This window comes from Rhizorhabdus dicambivorans (genome assembly GCF_002355275.1).
GTDB classification, from domain to species: domain Bacteria; phylum Pseudomonadota; class Alphaproteobacteria; order Sphingomonadales; family Sphingomonadaceae; genus Rhizorhabdus; species Rhizorhabdus dicambivorans.
Map to the genome: position 1 here is coordinate 25951 of NZ_CP023452.1, position 14915 is coordinate 40865.

At 59.8% G+C, this 14915-nt stretch carries 20 protein-coding genes; 11 read left to right on the top strand and 9 right to left on the bottom strand.

What is annotated here, in order from left to right; all coding sequences use genetic code 11:
* Positions 1-8 precede the first annotated feature (8 nt).
* From CMV14_RS25975 to CMV14_RS26015, 9 genes are read left to right on the top strand one after another with little or no spacing between them, the layout of a single operon-like run.
* On the top strand, positions 9-722 hold the full coding sequence (locus CMV14_RS25975) for a type IV secretion system protein (RefSeq protein ID WP_066969388.1): 714 nt from the start codon (positions 9-11) through the stop codon (positions 720-722).
* 11 nt (positions 723-733) lie between these two features.
* Entirely contained in the window at positions 734-1030 is a 297-nt protein-coding gene (locus CMV14_RS25980) for an EexN family lipoprotein (protein WP_238147334.1), read from the top strand.
* Between the two features lie 40 nt (positions 1031-1070).
* A complete protein-coding gene (locus CMV14_RS25985; protein WP_066969387.1) occupies positions 1071-2075 on the top strand; it encodes a TrbL/VirB6 family protein in 1005 nt (334 codons plus the stop codon).
* A gap of 40 nt (positions 2076-2115) precedes the next feature.
* Complete coding sequence (gene virB10 / locus CMV14_RS25990; RefSeq protein ID WP_238147335.1) at positions 2116-2889, top strand: type IV secretion system protein VirB10; 774 nt, start codon at positions 2116-2118, stop codon at positions 2887-2889.
* Complete coding sequence (virB11, locus tag CMV14_RS25995; RefSeq protein ID WP_066969386.1) at positions 2886-3878, top strand: P-type DNA transfer ATPase VirB11; 993 nt, start codon at positions 2886-2888, stop codon at positions 3876-3878. The genes virB10 and virB11 overlap by 4 nt, the downstream gene beginning before the upstream one ends.
* On the top strand, positions 3856-5757 hold the full coding sequence (locus CMV14_RS26000; RefSeq protein ID WP_066969384.1) for a type IV secretory system conjugative DNA transfer family protein: 1902 nt from the start codon (positions 3856-3858) through the stop codon (positions 5755-5757). Before virB11 ends, CMV14_RS26000 begins: the two co-directional genes overlap by 23 nt.
* On the top strand, positions 5747-6928 hold the full coding sequence (locus CMV14_RS26005) for an LPD7 domain-containing protein (RefSeq protein ID WP_066969382.1): 1182 nt from the start codon (positions 5747-5749) through the stop codon (positions 6926-6928). Before CMV14_RS26000 ends, CMV14_RS26005 begins: the two co-directional genes overlap by 11 nt.
* Positions 6929-6967: 39 nt before the next feature.
* Complete coding sequence (locus tag CMV14_RS26010; RefSeq protein WP_066969380.1) at positions 6968-7417, top strand: hypothetical protein; 450 nt, start codon at positions 6968-6970, stop codon at positions 7415-7417.
* Between the two features lie 59 nt (positions 7418-7476).
* Entirely contained in the window at positions 7477-7707 is a 231-nt protein-coding gene (locus CMV14_RS26015; protein WP_022684499.1) for a hypothetical protein, read from the top strand.
* Here the strand turns inward: CMV14_RS26015 and CMV14_RS26020 are convergent, their stop codons facing one another.
* The 9 genes from CMV14_RS26020 to CMV14_RS26060 form a co-directional block, all read right to left on the bottom strand.
* Positions 7708-8751: a relaxase/mobilization nuclease domain-containing protein gene (locus tag CMV14_RS26020; RefSeq protein WP_004213271.1), complete on the bottom strand. Its 1044-nt coding sequence runs from the start codon at positions 8749-8751 to the stop codon at positions 7708-7710.
* Positions 8738-9289, bottom strand: coding sequence for a plasmid mobilization relaxosome protein MobC (mobC, locus tag CMV14_RS26025; protein ID WP_004213273.1), 552 nt, complete (start codon positions 9287-9289; stop codon positions 8738-8740). Before mobC ends, CMV14_RS26020 begins: the two co-directional genes overlap by 14 nt.
* A gap of 191 nt (positions 9290-9480) precedes the next feature.
* Positions 9481-10506 carry a ParB/RepB/Spo0J family partition protein gene (locus CMV14_RS26030; RefSeq protein WP_066969378.1) on the bottom strand — a complete coding sequence of 342 codons (1026 nt, stop codon included), beginning with the start codon at positions 10504-10506 and terminating at the stop codon, positions 9481-9483.
* Complete coding sequence (locus CMV14_RS26035; protein WP_004213275.1) at positions 10503-11261, bottom strand: ParA family protein; 759 nt, start codon at positions 11259-11261, stop codon at positions 10503-10505. Before CMV14_RS26035 ends, CMV14_RS26030 begins: the two co-directional genes overlap by 4 nt.
* Before the next feature lie 30 nt (positions 11262-11291).
* Positions 11292-11639: a hypothetical protein gene (locus CMV14_RS26040; protein WP_238147336.1), complete on the bottom strand. Its 348-nt coding sequence runs from the start codon at positions 11637-11639 to the stop codon at positions 11292-11294.
* Between the two features lie 9 nt (positions 11640-11648).
* A complete protein-coding gene (gene relB, locus CMV14_RS26045) occupies positions 11649-11900 on the bottom strand; it encodes a type II toxin-antitoxin system RelB family anti-toxin (protein WP_007016081.1) in 252 nt (83 codons plus the stop codon).
* A 108-nt stretch (positions 11901-12008) separates the two neighbouring features.
* The gene (locus CMV14_RS26050) at positions 12009-12323 is read right to left on the bottom strand and encodes a single-stranded DNA-binding protein (RefSeq protein WP_004213277.1); all 315 of its coding nucleotides are present in this window, start codon (positions 12321-12323) and stop codon (positions 12009-12011) included.
* A gap of 393 nt (positions 12324-12716) precedes the next feature.
* A complete protein-coding gene (locus CMV14_RS26055) occupies positions 12717-13409 on the bottom strand; it encodes a recombinase family protein (RefSeq protein WP_066969374.1) in 693 nt (230 codons plus the stop codon).
* Positions 13399-14127 carry a sigma factor-like helix-turn-helix DNA-binding protein gene (locus CMV14_RS26060; RefSeq protein WP_176489143.1) on the bottom strand — a complete coding sequence of 243 codons (729 nt, stop codon included), beginning with the start codon at positions 14125-14127 and terminating at the stop codon, positions 13399-13401. Before CMV14_RS26060 ends, CMV14_RS26055 begins: the two co-directional genes overlap by 11 nt.
* Before the next feature lie 155 nt (positions 14128-14282).
* Between CMV14_RS26060 and CMV14_RS26070 the strand changes: the two genes are divergently transcribed.
* Positions 14283-14540: a helix-turn-helix domain-containing protein gene (locus CMV14_RS26070; RefSeq protein ID WP_066969372.1), complete on the top strand. Its 258-nt coding sequence runs from the start codon at positions 14283-14285 to the stop codon at positions 14538-14540.
* Between the two features lie 32 nt (positions 14541-14572).
* The gene (locus tag CMV14_RS26075; RefSeq protein ID WP_238147337.1) at positions 14573-14833 is read left to right on the top strand and encodes a hypothetical protein; all 261 of its coding nucleotides are present in this window, start codon (positions 14573-14575) and stop codon (positions 14831-14833) included.
* Positions 14834-14915: the final 82 nt, after the last annotated feature.

The window sequence follows — 14915 nt, forward strand, 5'->3', positions numbered from 1 at the left end:
GTGAGACTATGAAGCAGCTTATCTTGGCGGCTGTGTCGATCGGGAGCCTTGCGGCCGCGACGCCAGCCAGTGCGCAGGGTATCCCTGTGTTCGATAGCACGTCCGTGCTCAAGCATATCGAACAAATCCAGAAGACCATGCAGATGATCGAGCAAGGTCGCCAGCAGATTGCGGAAGCGCAGCAGCTCTACCAAGGGTTGAACCAGCTGACGGATGTTTCCTCGATCGCCAACCAGCTTAAGACGGATTCACTTCGCACCCTGGGCGTTGATGTGAACTCGCTCGAACGCATGGCGCGCGGCGATTTTGGCGGCGGCGGCAGCTATGGCGGGCGATCTGATGCGATCTATCAGGACATGCTCGAACGTCTCGGCGTGTCCGCGAATGGCGATCAGACTGATGTTCGCTATCAGTCCGCGCGCTCGATCGCGATGGACAAGGCCATGGCCGAAGGGATGGGCGAAGCGGCCACATCGCGTGGCGAAGGCCTGGAAGAGCTGCGCAGCCGCCTAGCTTCGGCATCAACGGCCAAGGAAGTTGCTGACCTTCAAGCGCGCATCCAGCTTGAAAGCGCGTCGATGATGAACGACCAGCTCCGCGTCGATGCCATGGAGCGGGCGCGTCGGGCCGAACAAGCGGCCAAAACGGCGGAAGCGCTCTCCAGCTATTCCCGCGATCGTGAAGAGCAACTGGCCCGCGCGCGGGCAGCGGCGGGAATGTAAGAATGCGGAAGATGGCCTTAGTAGCATTGAGCGCAGCCGGCATAATCGCCGGCTGCCAACGCGCGCCCGTTTTCCCTGAAATCCTCATGACCTACCACGACGTGGAATGGCTCAAAGCCAATGAAGATCAAATTCCGGTGATCGTATCGGAGTGCGACAAGATCATGAACAGCGAACTCAAACAATCCGATCTTCCCATTCCCGTCGCCAAGAATTGCGGAGGCATCAAGTCTGCCATCGCCTCGATCAAATATTCCCGTGACCGAGAAGATCAGATGGCTCGCGCACGCAAAGCGGCGGGAATGTGACAGCTCGAAGGTCGATTGAATAATAACGCGGAGCGATCTGGTGGAATACGATCTATTCACGAATGCCTATCAGGGCTTTGTCAACGAACTCAATTCGTCTGTAGTTTCAAACTACGCTGGGTTCGTTGGCTGGATCGCTGGGCCGCTCCGCACGGGAATGGTGATTTATATCATACTGCTCGGCTACGCTATCATGCGCGGTGCTGTGCAATACCCATTCCGCGAATACGTCTATCGCTCCCTCATGCTCGCTGCACTCTATTGGGCTGTGACAAGCCTTTACGGAGCATCAATTGCACAAATGATCGTGACGGGGCTGCCTAATGAGTTTGCCTCAATCATCGGAGGCTCGCCAAATGGCGTCGGTGGGTCGTTTGATACGATGTGGGCGCGCGTCGATGTTGCGCTGATAGGTATGCAGGATGCCACCAAGGAATATGCTGAGCAGAACGCCAGCATGTGGGATTTGCAGGGGGCAGCGACTGCGATCATCCTGTGCATCGGCGCAACAATAATCATCTTGCTAACCGCTGTAGCCGCGTTGTTCGCGCTCGCGGTTGGCTTTGTGATCGTGCTCTATGCGCTGTTCGCGCTGGCCTGTCTGGCGGTGGTTGGTCCGATATTCGTCGGTGCGCTGCTGTTCGATTCCACCAGAAGCTACTTCTTCTCGTGGCTCGGTAGCGTCCTGAACTTCTTGATGCTGTCTTTGTTCGCGCTGTTGCTGGTGCTTGTCGTCGCCAACGTCGCAGAATCCGCAACAGCATCCTTCGACGGTCAGTTCGAGCACGTCTGGGACACATGCGTTCGCATCATCGCCTTCTACGTCCTCGCCTGCTTTTTCTTCCTACAGATCCCCGGAATTGCGGCGTCGCTGGGCGGCGGTGCTGCTGCGATGGTTTCGCAGTTCGGTAACGCCGTAATGAGCGGTGGCGGGGCAGTGGCAACGGGCGCAGGGCACGCGGCCAGCGATGACGGAAGTGCCGGCGCTCGATGGAAGCCAAGCGCCCCGCACAGCCGGTGCAAGTGGCCGCCCCCAAAAGTCTGAGGGGCAAGTCATTGCAGAGGCACAGCGCCGTGCCGGAATCATGGCTTATGGTGGCGAAAACGGCGGCGGGGTCGGTGGTGCGGTGGCAGCTGCCACCGGCCTGCCCATGGGCGGCGGCACAGGAGCACAGGGCGCGCAGTTGATTGGTGCGTCGGCCGATGGCGATGGGCAAGGTGGATCGCGGCGGACCAATCTCGAAAACATGCGCCAGACCTCGCAAATTGATCGGGTGTCAGGCCGCGACATTGGCAACCGCGATATGCTGATCCTCGCGGGGTCGTTCATTCCATGCGTGCTGCAAACCGCGATGGATTCCAGTCAGCCCGGATATGTCAGCTGCATCATTCCCCGCGACATTTATTCGGACAACGGCCGCGTCGTTCTGCTGGAAAAGGGAACGCGCGTCCTGGGCGAATATCAAACCGGCGTCCAACGCGGGAAATATCGTCTCTTTGCGGTATGGAACCGCGCGGTCACGCCTCGCGGCGTGGCGATCGACGTAGGTTCGCCCGCCAGCGATGCGCTTGGCCGTTCAGGTATGGCGGGCGGCGTGAAGAACTTCTTTTGGGAACGCTTCGGCGCGGCGCTGTTGTTCAGCTCGCTCAACGATGCCGCCTCGATCGCCGCCTCGGAAGTCTCCGACGCCGATAATGTCACGCGGGTTCCCAGCCAGGCGTCAGACACGATCTTGCGGGATACGATGCAGATTCAGCCGGTGCTTCGTATCAACCAGGGCGCGGAAGTGGGGATCATGGTCGCGCGCGACTTCGATTTCTCCAACATCTATGGCCTTCGGCTTCGGCGCGGCCAATGAGCAATACGGCTGTCCTCGAAAACGCCTTGCTGCCGCTGCGCCCTCTGCTCGCGCGTGATGACGTAACGGAGCTGGTGATTAACAAGGCTGGCGAGGCGGCGATCGAAACGCGCGATGGGTGGTCCTGGGAGACATTGCCCGACCTCAATGAAAAGTCGCTGCTCGCGCTCGCGCGGGCAGCGGCGGCTTTCACCCATCAGGACATAAGCCAGTCAACACCGATCTGCTCCACGATCCTTCCCAGCGGCGAGCGCGTGCAGCTGGTTGTGCCACCCGCTGTCCCTGCCGGCACAGTCTCCATCACCATCCGCAAACCGTCATCCGTGACGTTGACGATGGAAGATTTCGAGCGCGGTGGGTTGTTTAGCGAGACAAAGATTGCAACCCGGCAAGTCTCGCCGCTCGATGTTGAATTGCGCGATCTGCTCGACGCGGGAAAGCATGTCGAATTTTTCCAAAAGGCAGTCCAGGGCCGCAAGAACATCCTGATTTCCGGCGCTACCGGCTCGGGAAAGACGACGCTCTCTAAGGGGCTGATCCAGCTTATCCCGCCGCATGAGCGGCTGCTGACGATCGAAGACACGCGGGAGCTGGTGGTTCCGCATCGTAACGTGGTCCACATGCTCTACGCGAAGGACAAGCAGGGCACCGCGAAAATCTCTGCAAAGGATCTTCTGGAGTCGGCCCTGCGTATGCGGCCTGACCGGATACTGTTGCAGGAGCTGCGCGACGGCACCGCGTTCTTCTATCTCCGCAACGTCAACTCGGGCCATCCTGGCTCGATCACGACGATCCATGCGGACTCGGCCGAACTCGCGTTTGAACAGCTAACATTGCTGGTCAAGGAAAGCGAGGGCGGCGCCGATCTGGCCCGTGACGACATTCGCAGCCTGCTCAAGCTGCTGGTTGATGTGGTCGTGCAGACCAAGAAGGTCGAAGGCCGCTTTCGCGTGACGGAGATATATTTTGATCCAGAAAACAGGCTCTAACCGGCTCGCACTGGCCCTTGTCCTCCTTCCGATCACGCTCCTGCTGATCGGCCTGCTGACCGGCACGGTGGCGTGGTTCTTCCTCAAGATGCCCGCCGCGGCTTACGATCCGCTCAAGCTCCCCGGCTTCTTTTGGTATTACCGGCATGATCCTGTCGTGACCGAAGCGCTATGGCGAGGCGCGGTCATAGGCGTGCCGCTCCCGGTGTTGCTCATGGCGATCGTCCTGCGGCCGAAAAAGAACCTTCATGGCGATGCCCGTTTCGCGCGCGAAGGTGAAATCCGCAAGGCGGGCCTTCGCGCGAAAAAGGGCATTGTGCTCGGCCGCGTCCGCAACCGCTTTCTCATGGTTGGCAAGATGGAGCATGTATTGCTCGAAGCGCCCACCGGATCGGGTAAGGGCGTTGGCATCGTCATTCCTAATCTGTTGCAATGGCCTGATTCGGTTGTCGTGCTCGATATTAAGCGCGAGAACTATGAAATCACGGCGGGCTTCCGCCGCAAGGGCGGCCAAAAGGTTGTCCTGTTCAACCCTACGGACAGAGAAGGCCGCACGGCCCGCTACAACCCACTTAGCTACATCAACAGGGCCGATCCAATTGAGGTCCTGGTCGAATTGCAGAAGATCGCGACGATGCTCTTCGTGCCCCCGGAGAAGGGCGAGGCATTCTGGACGGAATCAGCCCGCACGGCCTTTGTCGGCATAGCATCGTGGATCGCGGCCAAGCCTGAACGTCCCTTCTCGTTTGGCGAGATATACCGGACCATCACGATGCCGGGGATGAAGGCATTCTTCGCCAAGGAAGCTGGCGATAGTGCGCTATCGGAAGGGTGCCGCGCCGCGTTGAGCGATTTTACGTCCAGCGCGGACAACACATTCACCGGCATTATCCAGACCGTCACCTCGAAGCTGAATCTCTGGATCAATCCCATTGTCGATCGCGCGACGGCCGAAAGCGACTTTTCCCTGACGGACCTTCGCCGCATCCCGACCTCGATCTATCTCGGCGTCTCGCCGGATGAACTCGATAGGGTCGCGCCGCTCTACAATCTGTTTTTTCAGCAGCTGATCGACCTCAACACCCGGCAACTACCCGACGATAGCGAAAAGCTGTCCGTGCTGCTCATTCTGGATGAATTTGCGCGGCTCGGCCGCGCCCAGGTTATTGCAAATGCGTTCTCCTATGTGCGCGGCTATGGGCTTCGTCTGCTCCCCGTCATCCAGTCCCGGTCCCAGCTGCGGAATGTCTATGGTGAGCATGGCGCGGACGAAATCGTATCGAACTGCGGGGTCGAAATTGCCTTCACGCCGAAGGAGCTGCGGGTCGCAAAGGAACTGTCGGAACGCCTCGGTTTTCTCGGTCAGGATGCGGAAAGCCGGTCCCTGACGATACACGGATTGCTCGCCAATCGAAGCAAGACGATCTCGGAACAGCGCCGCGCGTTGATGCTCCCGCAAGAGCTGATGCAGCTGCCCGAAGACGATATTCTCGTCATCCGTGGCGGTATCCCCGTCATTCGCGGGAAGAAAATCCGCTATTTCAAGGATTCCGTTTTCCGCTCGCGCCTGACGACTGCCCCGGCAGTGCCAGCGCTGCCCAAGCCGGCCGCGCCGATCGCGCCCGTCGATGATCTGAGCGATGAAGAGTTGGCGGCTTTCAACGACTATTCCGCGCTGGCCGATGACCAGGTGCAGGACATTCCCGAAGACGTTCTCGCCCTCGATCGCGACATGCCGAACCTGACAGTGAAGGACGGCAGCATGGCTTTCGATGAAATCGACTTCGACGACATTATTGGTCCCGACCCGACAAAAGAGGAGTGGGAAGGCCAGCGCCGGGATCTAGTTCTAAGTGAAGGAGAAGAATATGGCCGATGATGACACAAGCCAGCGCGGTGCATCTGAGCCACGCCCTTTCGAAGTTCGCGGCGGACCGGGGAACAGCAAACAGTCGTTCGCTACTCTTCCCGATGCGATGCAGGCTTACGTCAAGGCGGACAATGGCGATCATTCGCTGACGATGCAGAAAGGTGGCAAAACTGCTTGGCTAGCATCCACGGACTGGCAGAACGATGGTTCGACGCCGGTGGGGAAATACTTAAGCCCTGCTATTAAGGAATATCATAGCGCCGTAAAACACGGCGCGCCTGCCGCCGAATTGGAGCAACGCGAGCGCGCCGCGTTAGCTGATATTGAAGCTTGGCCCCGAACGGTGAAGCGTGAAGCCGCACCGGCCGCCGTAACCGACAAATCGCTGAATATTCATGAAGGCGAACGGTCCAGGGCGGAACGGCAAGAGGCGTCAGCGCCCACTCGTTCCGATCCACCGTCAAAGGCGGCGGACCAAAGCAAGAAGGTCAATGACGCCGCCTTGGCGCTACCGGCCCAGCTCGAACGGAAATATCTGCGGGTCGGCGACGACCTGTTCCGTAGTGGACGCGACGACAAGCCCGATATGTCGATCAAAGGCCAGGACGGCATTCGGATCAACAAGGACCATGCGATTGGCGATGCGGTCGCCATTGCGAAGCATAATGGCTGGCAGTCGATCCGTGTTCATGGCAGCGATGATTTCAAGAAGGCGGTCTATCTGGAAGCCGCCCGCGCCGGTGTCGCCGTCAAAGACTTCGAGCCTTCTCCCCAGCTGAAGCTTGAGGGAGAAAGACTGGCGGCGCGTGACAAGGCGCGCGAAGCTCAAGACCCTACGAAAAGAGCGAGCATGGCAAAGCAAGACCCTACCGAGTCTCGCGCAGCGGCCGAACAATTCCGCCGCAACTCCCACCGCGAGAATGCGACCGATCCGCAATTCAAGGCCGCGCAGTCGCACGTCCTGGCGGCCTCAATCGAAGCTAAGACGCGCTTTCCCAAAAAGGAGGATCAGGCGCGCTACATCGAGAACGCGAAGGAAACGGTGGCCAAGCGGATTGAGAACGGCGGACCGATTCCTGCGGCACGCTTCGAGCAACAGCGCCAGAATGAGGCTACCCGCATAGCCCGCGAGGATTTGACGCTTCGCCAGCAGGAGAGAAAGCCGTCCCGCTCGCGCTAAGTGCATGGCACATGCCTTTTGGAAACAGGAAACCGCACGATGAACATTCCCCGGCCTGATCCGGTGCCATCGAGAGGCGTGTCCGATCTCGATCGTCACATTGAAACCTTGCTTCGCGTGATTCATTCCAGAAACCTCGCTTGGTCTGATCTAAGCGAAGTGGGTAAACAGTTGGAACGCCCTCTGACAGATGTTGAGCAATTGCTTACAAATGTGGGCGACGACGCCCATGAAATCACCCTTGCTACCGAGACGATCATAACAGCCCTCAAGCTGCAACGTGATGCGCTCGCAATCCAAAGCTCTCGCCGTAGAACACGCTTCGGCTCGATGCTTCTGCTCATGATCCCCGTGTTCTTCGTAGGTTTGATGATTGGCACATCATACGGGATAGATGAAGGTCGGGCGCGGGAGCGTGAAGCCTTAAAGTATCCGATGCTACCACAGCTGTCCGTAGATCGTGACAGGCTCAAAACTGACGGAAGGTAGAGCGGTGGCAGCTGCCACCGCTTGCGATCTCTTGATGGGCTATGGCCTCATGAGGCACGATGAAGAAATCTGACAGGGCAAAGAAACATACCGTCAAGGTAATCGAGGCGGCTGCACGCGCTCATGAAGCTCTCGACTATTTCAACGGCAACGTCACAAATCCGTTCGATGAGCTAACATGGCCCAGCATTGCCGAAGGTTATCTTCTAGTCGCACAGAAGGCGGTATCAGACGCATTGGTCGCTTTGGAACGTGCAAACAGCGTTGGTTGGACCAAGCACGGCCAATAACTATCGTCCTGGCCCTTCCCGCGAACGATCGCGGTTCCTAGATCGTTCGCTCTGCCGCTTCCGCTCCATCGCGGCTACCGATCGCTCATGAATTGTAGGCGTTCGCCCTGCCCCCACAAATTGCCGCACCTGGTCGGCAAGCTGGCGGTCAGCTGGATCGCTGCTTGTCTCAAGCCGCTTGGCGGCAGCTAGATAGCGGTGTTGCGTCTCATTCCATGCCTGCCGCCCGCGCACCACGAAATCCGGAGCGGTTGACCGCCCCGCCAGCTGGTCTCGCGCGGCCGCAGTGATCTTCTGATTGGCAAACGGCGCAGGTGCGGTGCCGGCCATGTAGCGCTGCCTCATCCGATTCAGGGCCATGCTCTGACCGGCTCGGCCGACACCACGCGCTGCGCGAGGCGTTGCCTCGGCAGTAACCCCCCTCGCCCGCAATTCCTCTGCAAAGCGCTCCCGGTAATGATGCAGCGTTTGAGGTCGCGGGTTGAAGCGTTGCCCTGTGTCGCCGCGCGCCGCAACCGTCACATGCACGTGGGGCCGTGGTGTGTCCGTATGCAGCGCCAGGACGTAATCCCACTCATGCCCGATCTCGCTGCGCGCGACCTCGCGCACCGCTGAAAGAACCTTGTCGGGGTCTGTCCCTGCCGGCATCGAAAAAACCATGCTCACGGCGGCTACGGTAGAATTGTCACGCCAATAGACAGGATCGCCCCAATCGCGCGCCAGCTCCGCCCGAGCTTCCTTGTCAGTCAGAATGTCGCCATCACGCGTTTCAAGCGGCACATCGCCTTTCCGGCCGATATAGTCGAAATGCGCAGCCGCGTGGTTCTTGCCCTTCGGCCTGCCCGTAACCTTGACCATGACCTCCGGGGCACGGCTGACAACGCGAGCAAGCCGCGCCCGCGTGCTCCCGCCCTGGCCTGCCCGCCTCGAACTCAGCGAGCGCAGCAACATATCGGCCCCGCGCCTGTTCGGGTCGCTGGTCAGCTTTGGTTTGAACAGCGCGGCAAGCTGTCCCGCCTCAAAGCTGCTATCAAAGTCGCTCACTGGAAACCTCCCAATAGGACAGGTCAGCTTTCGTAGCGGCGCCGATACCTTCGACGGCCGCGCCGATCGCCGCGCGCAGGTCGTTGACCTTTTGCAGCTCGCCGGCGATCTCCGCTGCATTGTCCGCCAGCGCCATCTTGTTCGCGGCTCGGGCGATCTGATTCACGTTGCGCCCAATGCGCTGCAACGCCTGACGGCAATTCAACAGCTCTTCGCGCAATTCGCGATCGACAGGCGCGGCAATGCCGATGTGTCGCCGCACAAGAGCCATGGCCCAGGTCGCCGGGGTCATGCGGCGCTCTTTTGCGCGATGGCGGATCACGGCCAGTTCGGTTTCGGTCGGCCGAAGATAAAGGCGATGCTCGCCAGCGGCCTCGCGGTCGACAAGAGGTGCGGCCTCGCTGGCCGCCCCGGACTGCCGGAGCACGGCGTCAACCAGTTGACGCATGAAGGGGCCGCGCCCTCCCCTCGTCTGCGCAAGCGCGTCGATCTTTGCGAGCTTGGTTGCCTCGATCTTGAAGCCCAGCGTCTTTTCCATGTGGGGTAGGTATCTCCCAACCGTGAAGCGCGATCCGATAGGATTGAGCGTATCGGTTAACATTAGCCGCCGCAAGGCTTATCCTTGCCATACAGTAGATACCTACCCCACAAACAAAAAGCGGTGGCAACTGCCACCGCTCTAAATTCCACGTCGCCTCGATGCTGAGTGAACGTGGACGGTAAAAGCTATCAGAAGTCGAAGGTTTGGGGCGCGGCCTCGCCGTCGAACCGAACCGTGACCTGGCCGCTTAGAACAATCCCGCGACGGCCCTGAATGATGATAGCCGGTGCGTCGGTAGCCTCTTTCGGCTGACGGGGGGCGCGCGGCTTGTGATCGGAAGGATCGGCAAGCTCGGCCCCCTCCCCTTCCCGCTCGTCGTCGTGAGCGTCCAGTTCGGGCCGCTCCCGACGATCGTCCGTCGCACTGGTAGCAGCTGCCACCGACGCGCGCGATTCTTGGGGCGGCGCTGGATCGTTGATCGCTTTAGCGGCACCGGCCTGCGCGCTCTCTTCCTCGGGACTGCCTTGGAGCGTAGCAAGAAACTGCTCACAGGCGGCGGCTGTCGGATTTTCGTTTGCTGCCACGAAATTGCGCGTGGCCTGCTCGTCCAGCTCGATCGCGTGTTTGATCGCGACGGCGGCACGCGGAGAACAATTCTTCAACGCGGCAAGAATGTCCTCGGGCAAGGTGCGCAGCGAGTAGAGCCGCTTCACTTCCGAATGCGGCTTGGCGATGCGCGCGGCTAGATCCTTTGTCGAGAGCGTGTCACTGACGCGGCTCGCGATGAAACTGACGCGCTCAGCCAGACTTAGGGCTTGGCGTTGCTCGTTCTCAAGAAACTGGTCGAGGCCAATATCGCGCTCGGCGTCCGCCTGATCCAGAACGGTGTCGATCTGGTCGAAACCAAGCTGGCGGCACGCGCGATAGCGCCGCTCTCCGTAGCGGATGATGTAGCGACCGTTCGATGTTGGCGCGACAACGATGGGTTGCAGCAAGCCGCGGTCCTTGATGGTTGCAGCCAGTGCATCAATCTCGGCCTGGTCGAACTCCCGGCGAACCTGCGTGGGGTCTGGATCAATGTCATCGAGCGGAAGGCGCTGAAACCGTCCAGCTGCCTTGAACTCGGTATTCGCGGGGACGGCCGAAAAGTCCATCGCGTCCATATCGAAGTCGGCAAAGCTCTTCTTCGCCGGTTTGACAGCTGCCTTGCTCATGCGGCTTCCCTCTCAGCTTGATCGACAATGTAGGAGACGACTTCGCGCACGATCGGCGCGCTACGCCGCGTGTCCTTTGCCAAGCGCCAAACGGGAATTTCGAGTAAAGCCGCCTCGCGCATGTGCTCGCGGTGCGGAATGGTGTGCGGCACCACATTGGCAGGAAGCGCCTGCCCAATGCGGTCCATCAGCATTTTTGAAACTTCGCTCGTTGTCTGAACGCGGTTGAACACGATCCCGAACCGGGTCGCGTTACCCTCCCCGCGCACCTTGTTTGCAAGGCTGATGCTTTGCGAGATTTCGTTGAGCGACTGACGTGCGGTTTTGTCGGGGTCCAGTGGGACCGCGACATAATCGGATGCAATCAGGGCCATGAGGTTCCGGCCATCCCACGCGGGCGCAGTGTCGATCACGCAGTAATCGTAGTGCTTGGCAAGGCCGGCACGAATGGCGCGCACATAAGCGCCGATGTGCTGGCCTTGCTGCGGGCTGTCAGTCGTCAACTCGACGATCTGCCGTGTGTTTTTGAAACAGGCCAGCGCGGGAGGTTCTTCGTTCGGGTCGAAGTCAAGAATCGACTGAACCGGGCCGATCTGCTCGAACTCGGCTTTCAGCATCCCGGCACTGTGGCATTGCTTGTCCAGGTCCAGGACCACGACACGCTTGCCCTGCTCGGCCAGATGCCAGGCGATATGACAGGTAAGCGTGGTCTTGCCGATGCCGCCGCGCTCATTGGTCACTACGATTGTTCGCATTGAGAATCCCTTCAATGGCTGCGCCACGGGCTACTTGTGCCAGCGGTTATGGGCGGCGCTGTTTCCCGATCCGAAGCGATACTGCGACTGCATATACCATGGGTTCGGATCGTCATTCAGGTTGAGGCCCTTGCCCTTGCGACGCGGGCCGGTCTGTTCGGTTGGTGGGTCTTTGCCGAAGAAAACGATCAGCACGAAGAGGGCGACGGCTCCCACTCCTAGCCAGCCAAAAGCGAAATAGGCCGCGAGTCCGACTGCAAGGACGACGATCAGCGCGGTTGCCGCGATCGCAAGCCACAGGGCAAGCGATGCCCAAAGCATGACAGTCCGTAGCACGCTGGCTGCGCGCCGAAGTTTGCTGGCAATCTCACGGCGCATAGCGGCCTCCTAAGCTGTTCGGCTCTCGCCTCGCTCGGAGCCGATCAACTTAGGGAAAGGCTGCTCCCTGAAGATGTTCGGCACCTCGGTTCGCAGGGCACGCGACATACGTAGCGCCGTCAGCAAAGTGGCGTCCTGTCTGCCGTTCTCGATGGCCGCGACTGTTTCAGGAGAGACTTGAATCCTCGCTGCCAGCTCGGATTGCGTAAGTCCGGAAGCGACGCGCAAGCTCGCTACACGATTGAACAGTTTGGCTGCCACAGATGCCTCACGTAGTTAAACCCTATTCTTGTTAGGGTCTGTGAAAAGCGTTGTCCACAAAAAAGGGCGACCGCCAGGCCGCCCGTTTTAGGTGAAAGGGGAGGGGGCTTAGTCAGCCCCGCCCCGAACCAAGATACCCAGCCCCTCAGCGATCAGGTCCACCGAGTAGCGGGTTTCGCCATTGCTCTCGTAGCTGTTCTGGCGGACCCGTCCGGTGATGTGAACCAGGTCGCCCTTGCCCAAGTCAGCGGCGCGCTCTGCCAGCTGGCGGAAGAACGTCACGCGGTTCCAGTGCGTATCGGTCTTCCATTCATCGCCATCCTTGCGGTTGTAGTTCGCGGCGACGGAAACATGGGTGACCTTATCGGTCGTATCGACACTGCCAACGCGGCCGATGATCCGAAATTCAGCGATGTTCTGCATGGTAGTCTCCTTTGGATAAGCGTTGCTGACGGATTTTTTGCGGCGGAGCTGAGCCACGCGGGCAAGCTGAAAATGGGAGGGTCCGCTTGCGGAAACCCAAGGCCGAAGGCCGGTTTTCTGCTTGCCCGCATTAGTGGCGATGCGGAGTTCGTATCCGTCAGACAGCAACGCCCAAAGGAAACGGCCCGAGTAGATGCAGCAATTTGGACTGGCGGCGGTGGCAGCTGCCACCGCCCATTGGCGCCCATAGGTCGCTGCGCTCGATCGGCGCGGCGGCGATTGGAAAACCCTGTAGCGGTTCCGTTGCTCTTTCCCTGGCTGGTAGTCCGATGACGCGGGCAGGGGACTGCCGGTGGCAGCTGCCACCGGCTTGAAGCCGAACAGAAAGGGCGATCAGCGATTCCGCTCATGGTGATTTCGTTGAGGGCTGGGTTCTTGCACCTGGGCGGCACGATGGGCCGCCCATACCCGCTTGACGGTGCTGCGGTCGCAATCGGCCAGCTCTGCGGTTTTGGCGATGCTCTTTCCCGCTTCGCGCAATGCCACAATGCGGGCGTGCGTTGCCCGATCGCCTTTGCGCCCTCCGCTGCGCCCTGCGGCCTTTGCCAAGGCGATACCTTGGCGCTGTCGCTCGCGGCGATCGGTGTAATCGTCGTGAGCCATCTGCAGGGCGATCTTCAAGAGCATCGCCTGAACAGATTCGAGCACGATGCGGGCGATGCCATCGGCATCGGCCGCTAGGTCGGACAGGTCCACGACGCCGGGAATGGCAAGTCGCGCGCCTCGCGCACGAATTGTCTCAACCAGCTGCTCGGCCTCGGTCAAGGGGAGACGACTTATCCGGTCGATCTTCTCCGCGATCACTACTTCGCCGGGTTGAAGATCGGCAATCATGCGCAAAAGCTCGGGGCGGTCGGCACGGGCTCCCGATGCCTTCTCTCGATAGACCGCCGCGACATAGTAGCCTGCGGCCTTTGCATCGCCCACGATCGCATCTTGGCGACGCAAGTCCTGCGCGTCGGTGCTGACGCGCAGATAGACGCGGGCAATCTGTGGGGCAGGGGAAAGAACGTTCTCAGTCAGCAAGGTCAGGCCCCTCGGGCGGCGATGAGCGAAGCTTGGCAATGCCGGCGTCCGCTTGTGCGATTTCAATTCCGCACTGGCGCGCTCTTGCGCGCAATCGCTTAATCTCGGAATTGCGGGGGAGAAACATGCGAACGACCCGACTTCGTCCTTCTAGCGCGATTATGCGCTGCGCAAGATAAGCCGCCTCATCATTCAATGCCTGGTGCTGTTCCTCCGCCTTGCGTAGCTGGCGCTCCCACGCTCGCTTTCGAGCTTTCGCGCGCCGCCTTTCATCGCGGTGTCGAGCATCAATCCTTTTTTGGTCCTGCTCTCTGGCCGCTGCTTCGGCCGCGCTAGCGGCAATTTCCTCTTCCCGCGCCCTATCAGCATTTCGCTTCGCAATGAGCGCATCGAGCACGGCCGCGTCCGTGCCGAGATTGTTCATCACCCATCGCATCCGTCTGTAGGCCTTTGCTTCGATCTGTCCGATCGAACCAGGAGAAAGCCCCACCACACTTGCCACTGTTCGCTGCGTTTGCGCTTCCCCCTCGGGACCACCAATCCTTAGGCGCACAATTTGCTCTTCTCGCGGTTCGAGAGTTGCTAGCAGTTTGTCCATGATGTGAGGATCGTTGATCCGCTCGATCGCGCCGCCGCTGAGGCTATCAGCCGAAGCCGTTGCGCTATGGTTCGCCGTCTTGGCAAGCTTCGCATTAAACAGCGCGATCGGTGACTGCATGTTCATTATCCCATGTCCCAGCACGAACATGGCGCACAATCTATACCATCTGCGCTAGGCGCGGAAGCCATAGCGCAAATAGCTGCTTGGGCAACCCTATTGCGCCATGCTGCCCGTGCCGACATTCTGCGCCTAGTGAGAAGGACGCGAACACGATGCCAACCATATACCTGAAACGAACATCGCCGTTGATGACCCAGCTCGGGGCGAACATCACTCGCGAGCTAAAGAAGCTAGGCATAACTCAAGGGGAGTTGTCCGAACGCTCGGGCGTTGCGGCGTCGCATATCTCATACATGGTTCGCGGACAAGGCAATCCAACGCTTGCTACCTTGGAGAGCCTTGCCGGTGTTTTCAGTTTATCGATTGTCGAATTATTGGCAGAGGATAGCACTTCCGATGATAAGTCATGAAAGGCAGTCGCTTTATTTGATTGGAACAATCTATGTCCAGTAACCCGCCCCACGAATTTGACCGTCTGCTACAAGATGCGCCGCTGGTGCGGGCAATGGGGGGAGCACTCTCGATGTTTGCCACGCTGCTTGCGCGTCAAGGCATTGTCGAGACGGGAGAGGTCGCAAACTTGCTGGGTATCTATGCGGTCGCGACAAGCGAAGTCGATAATGAAGAGGGCATGATTTTGGGATGCTGGGCAGCTATGATCCGCGACGTAGCGGAACAACAGCGCAAAGCTGCTCGCGGCTAACCTTGGCGCGCATGGCGCTAGCTGTAGGGGCTCGCAATCGTAGCGGCGTCTGCTCGCCAACAGCGCGATTTCCTGCTCACGC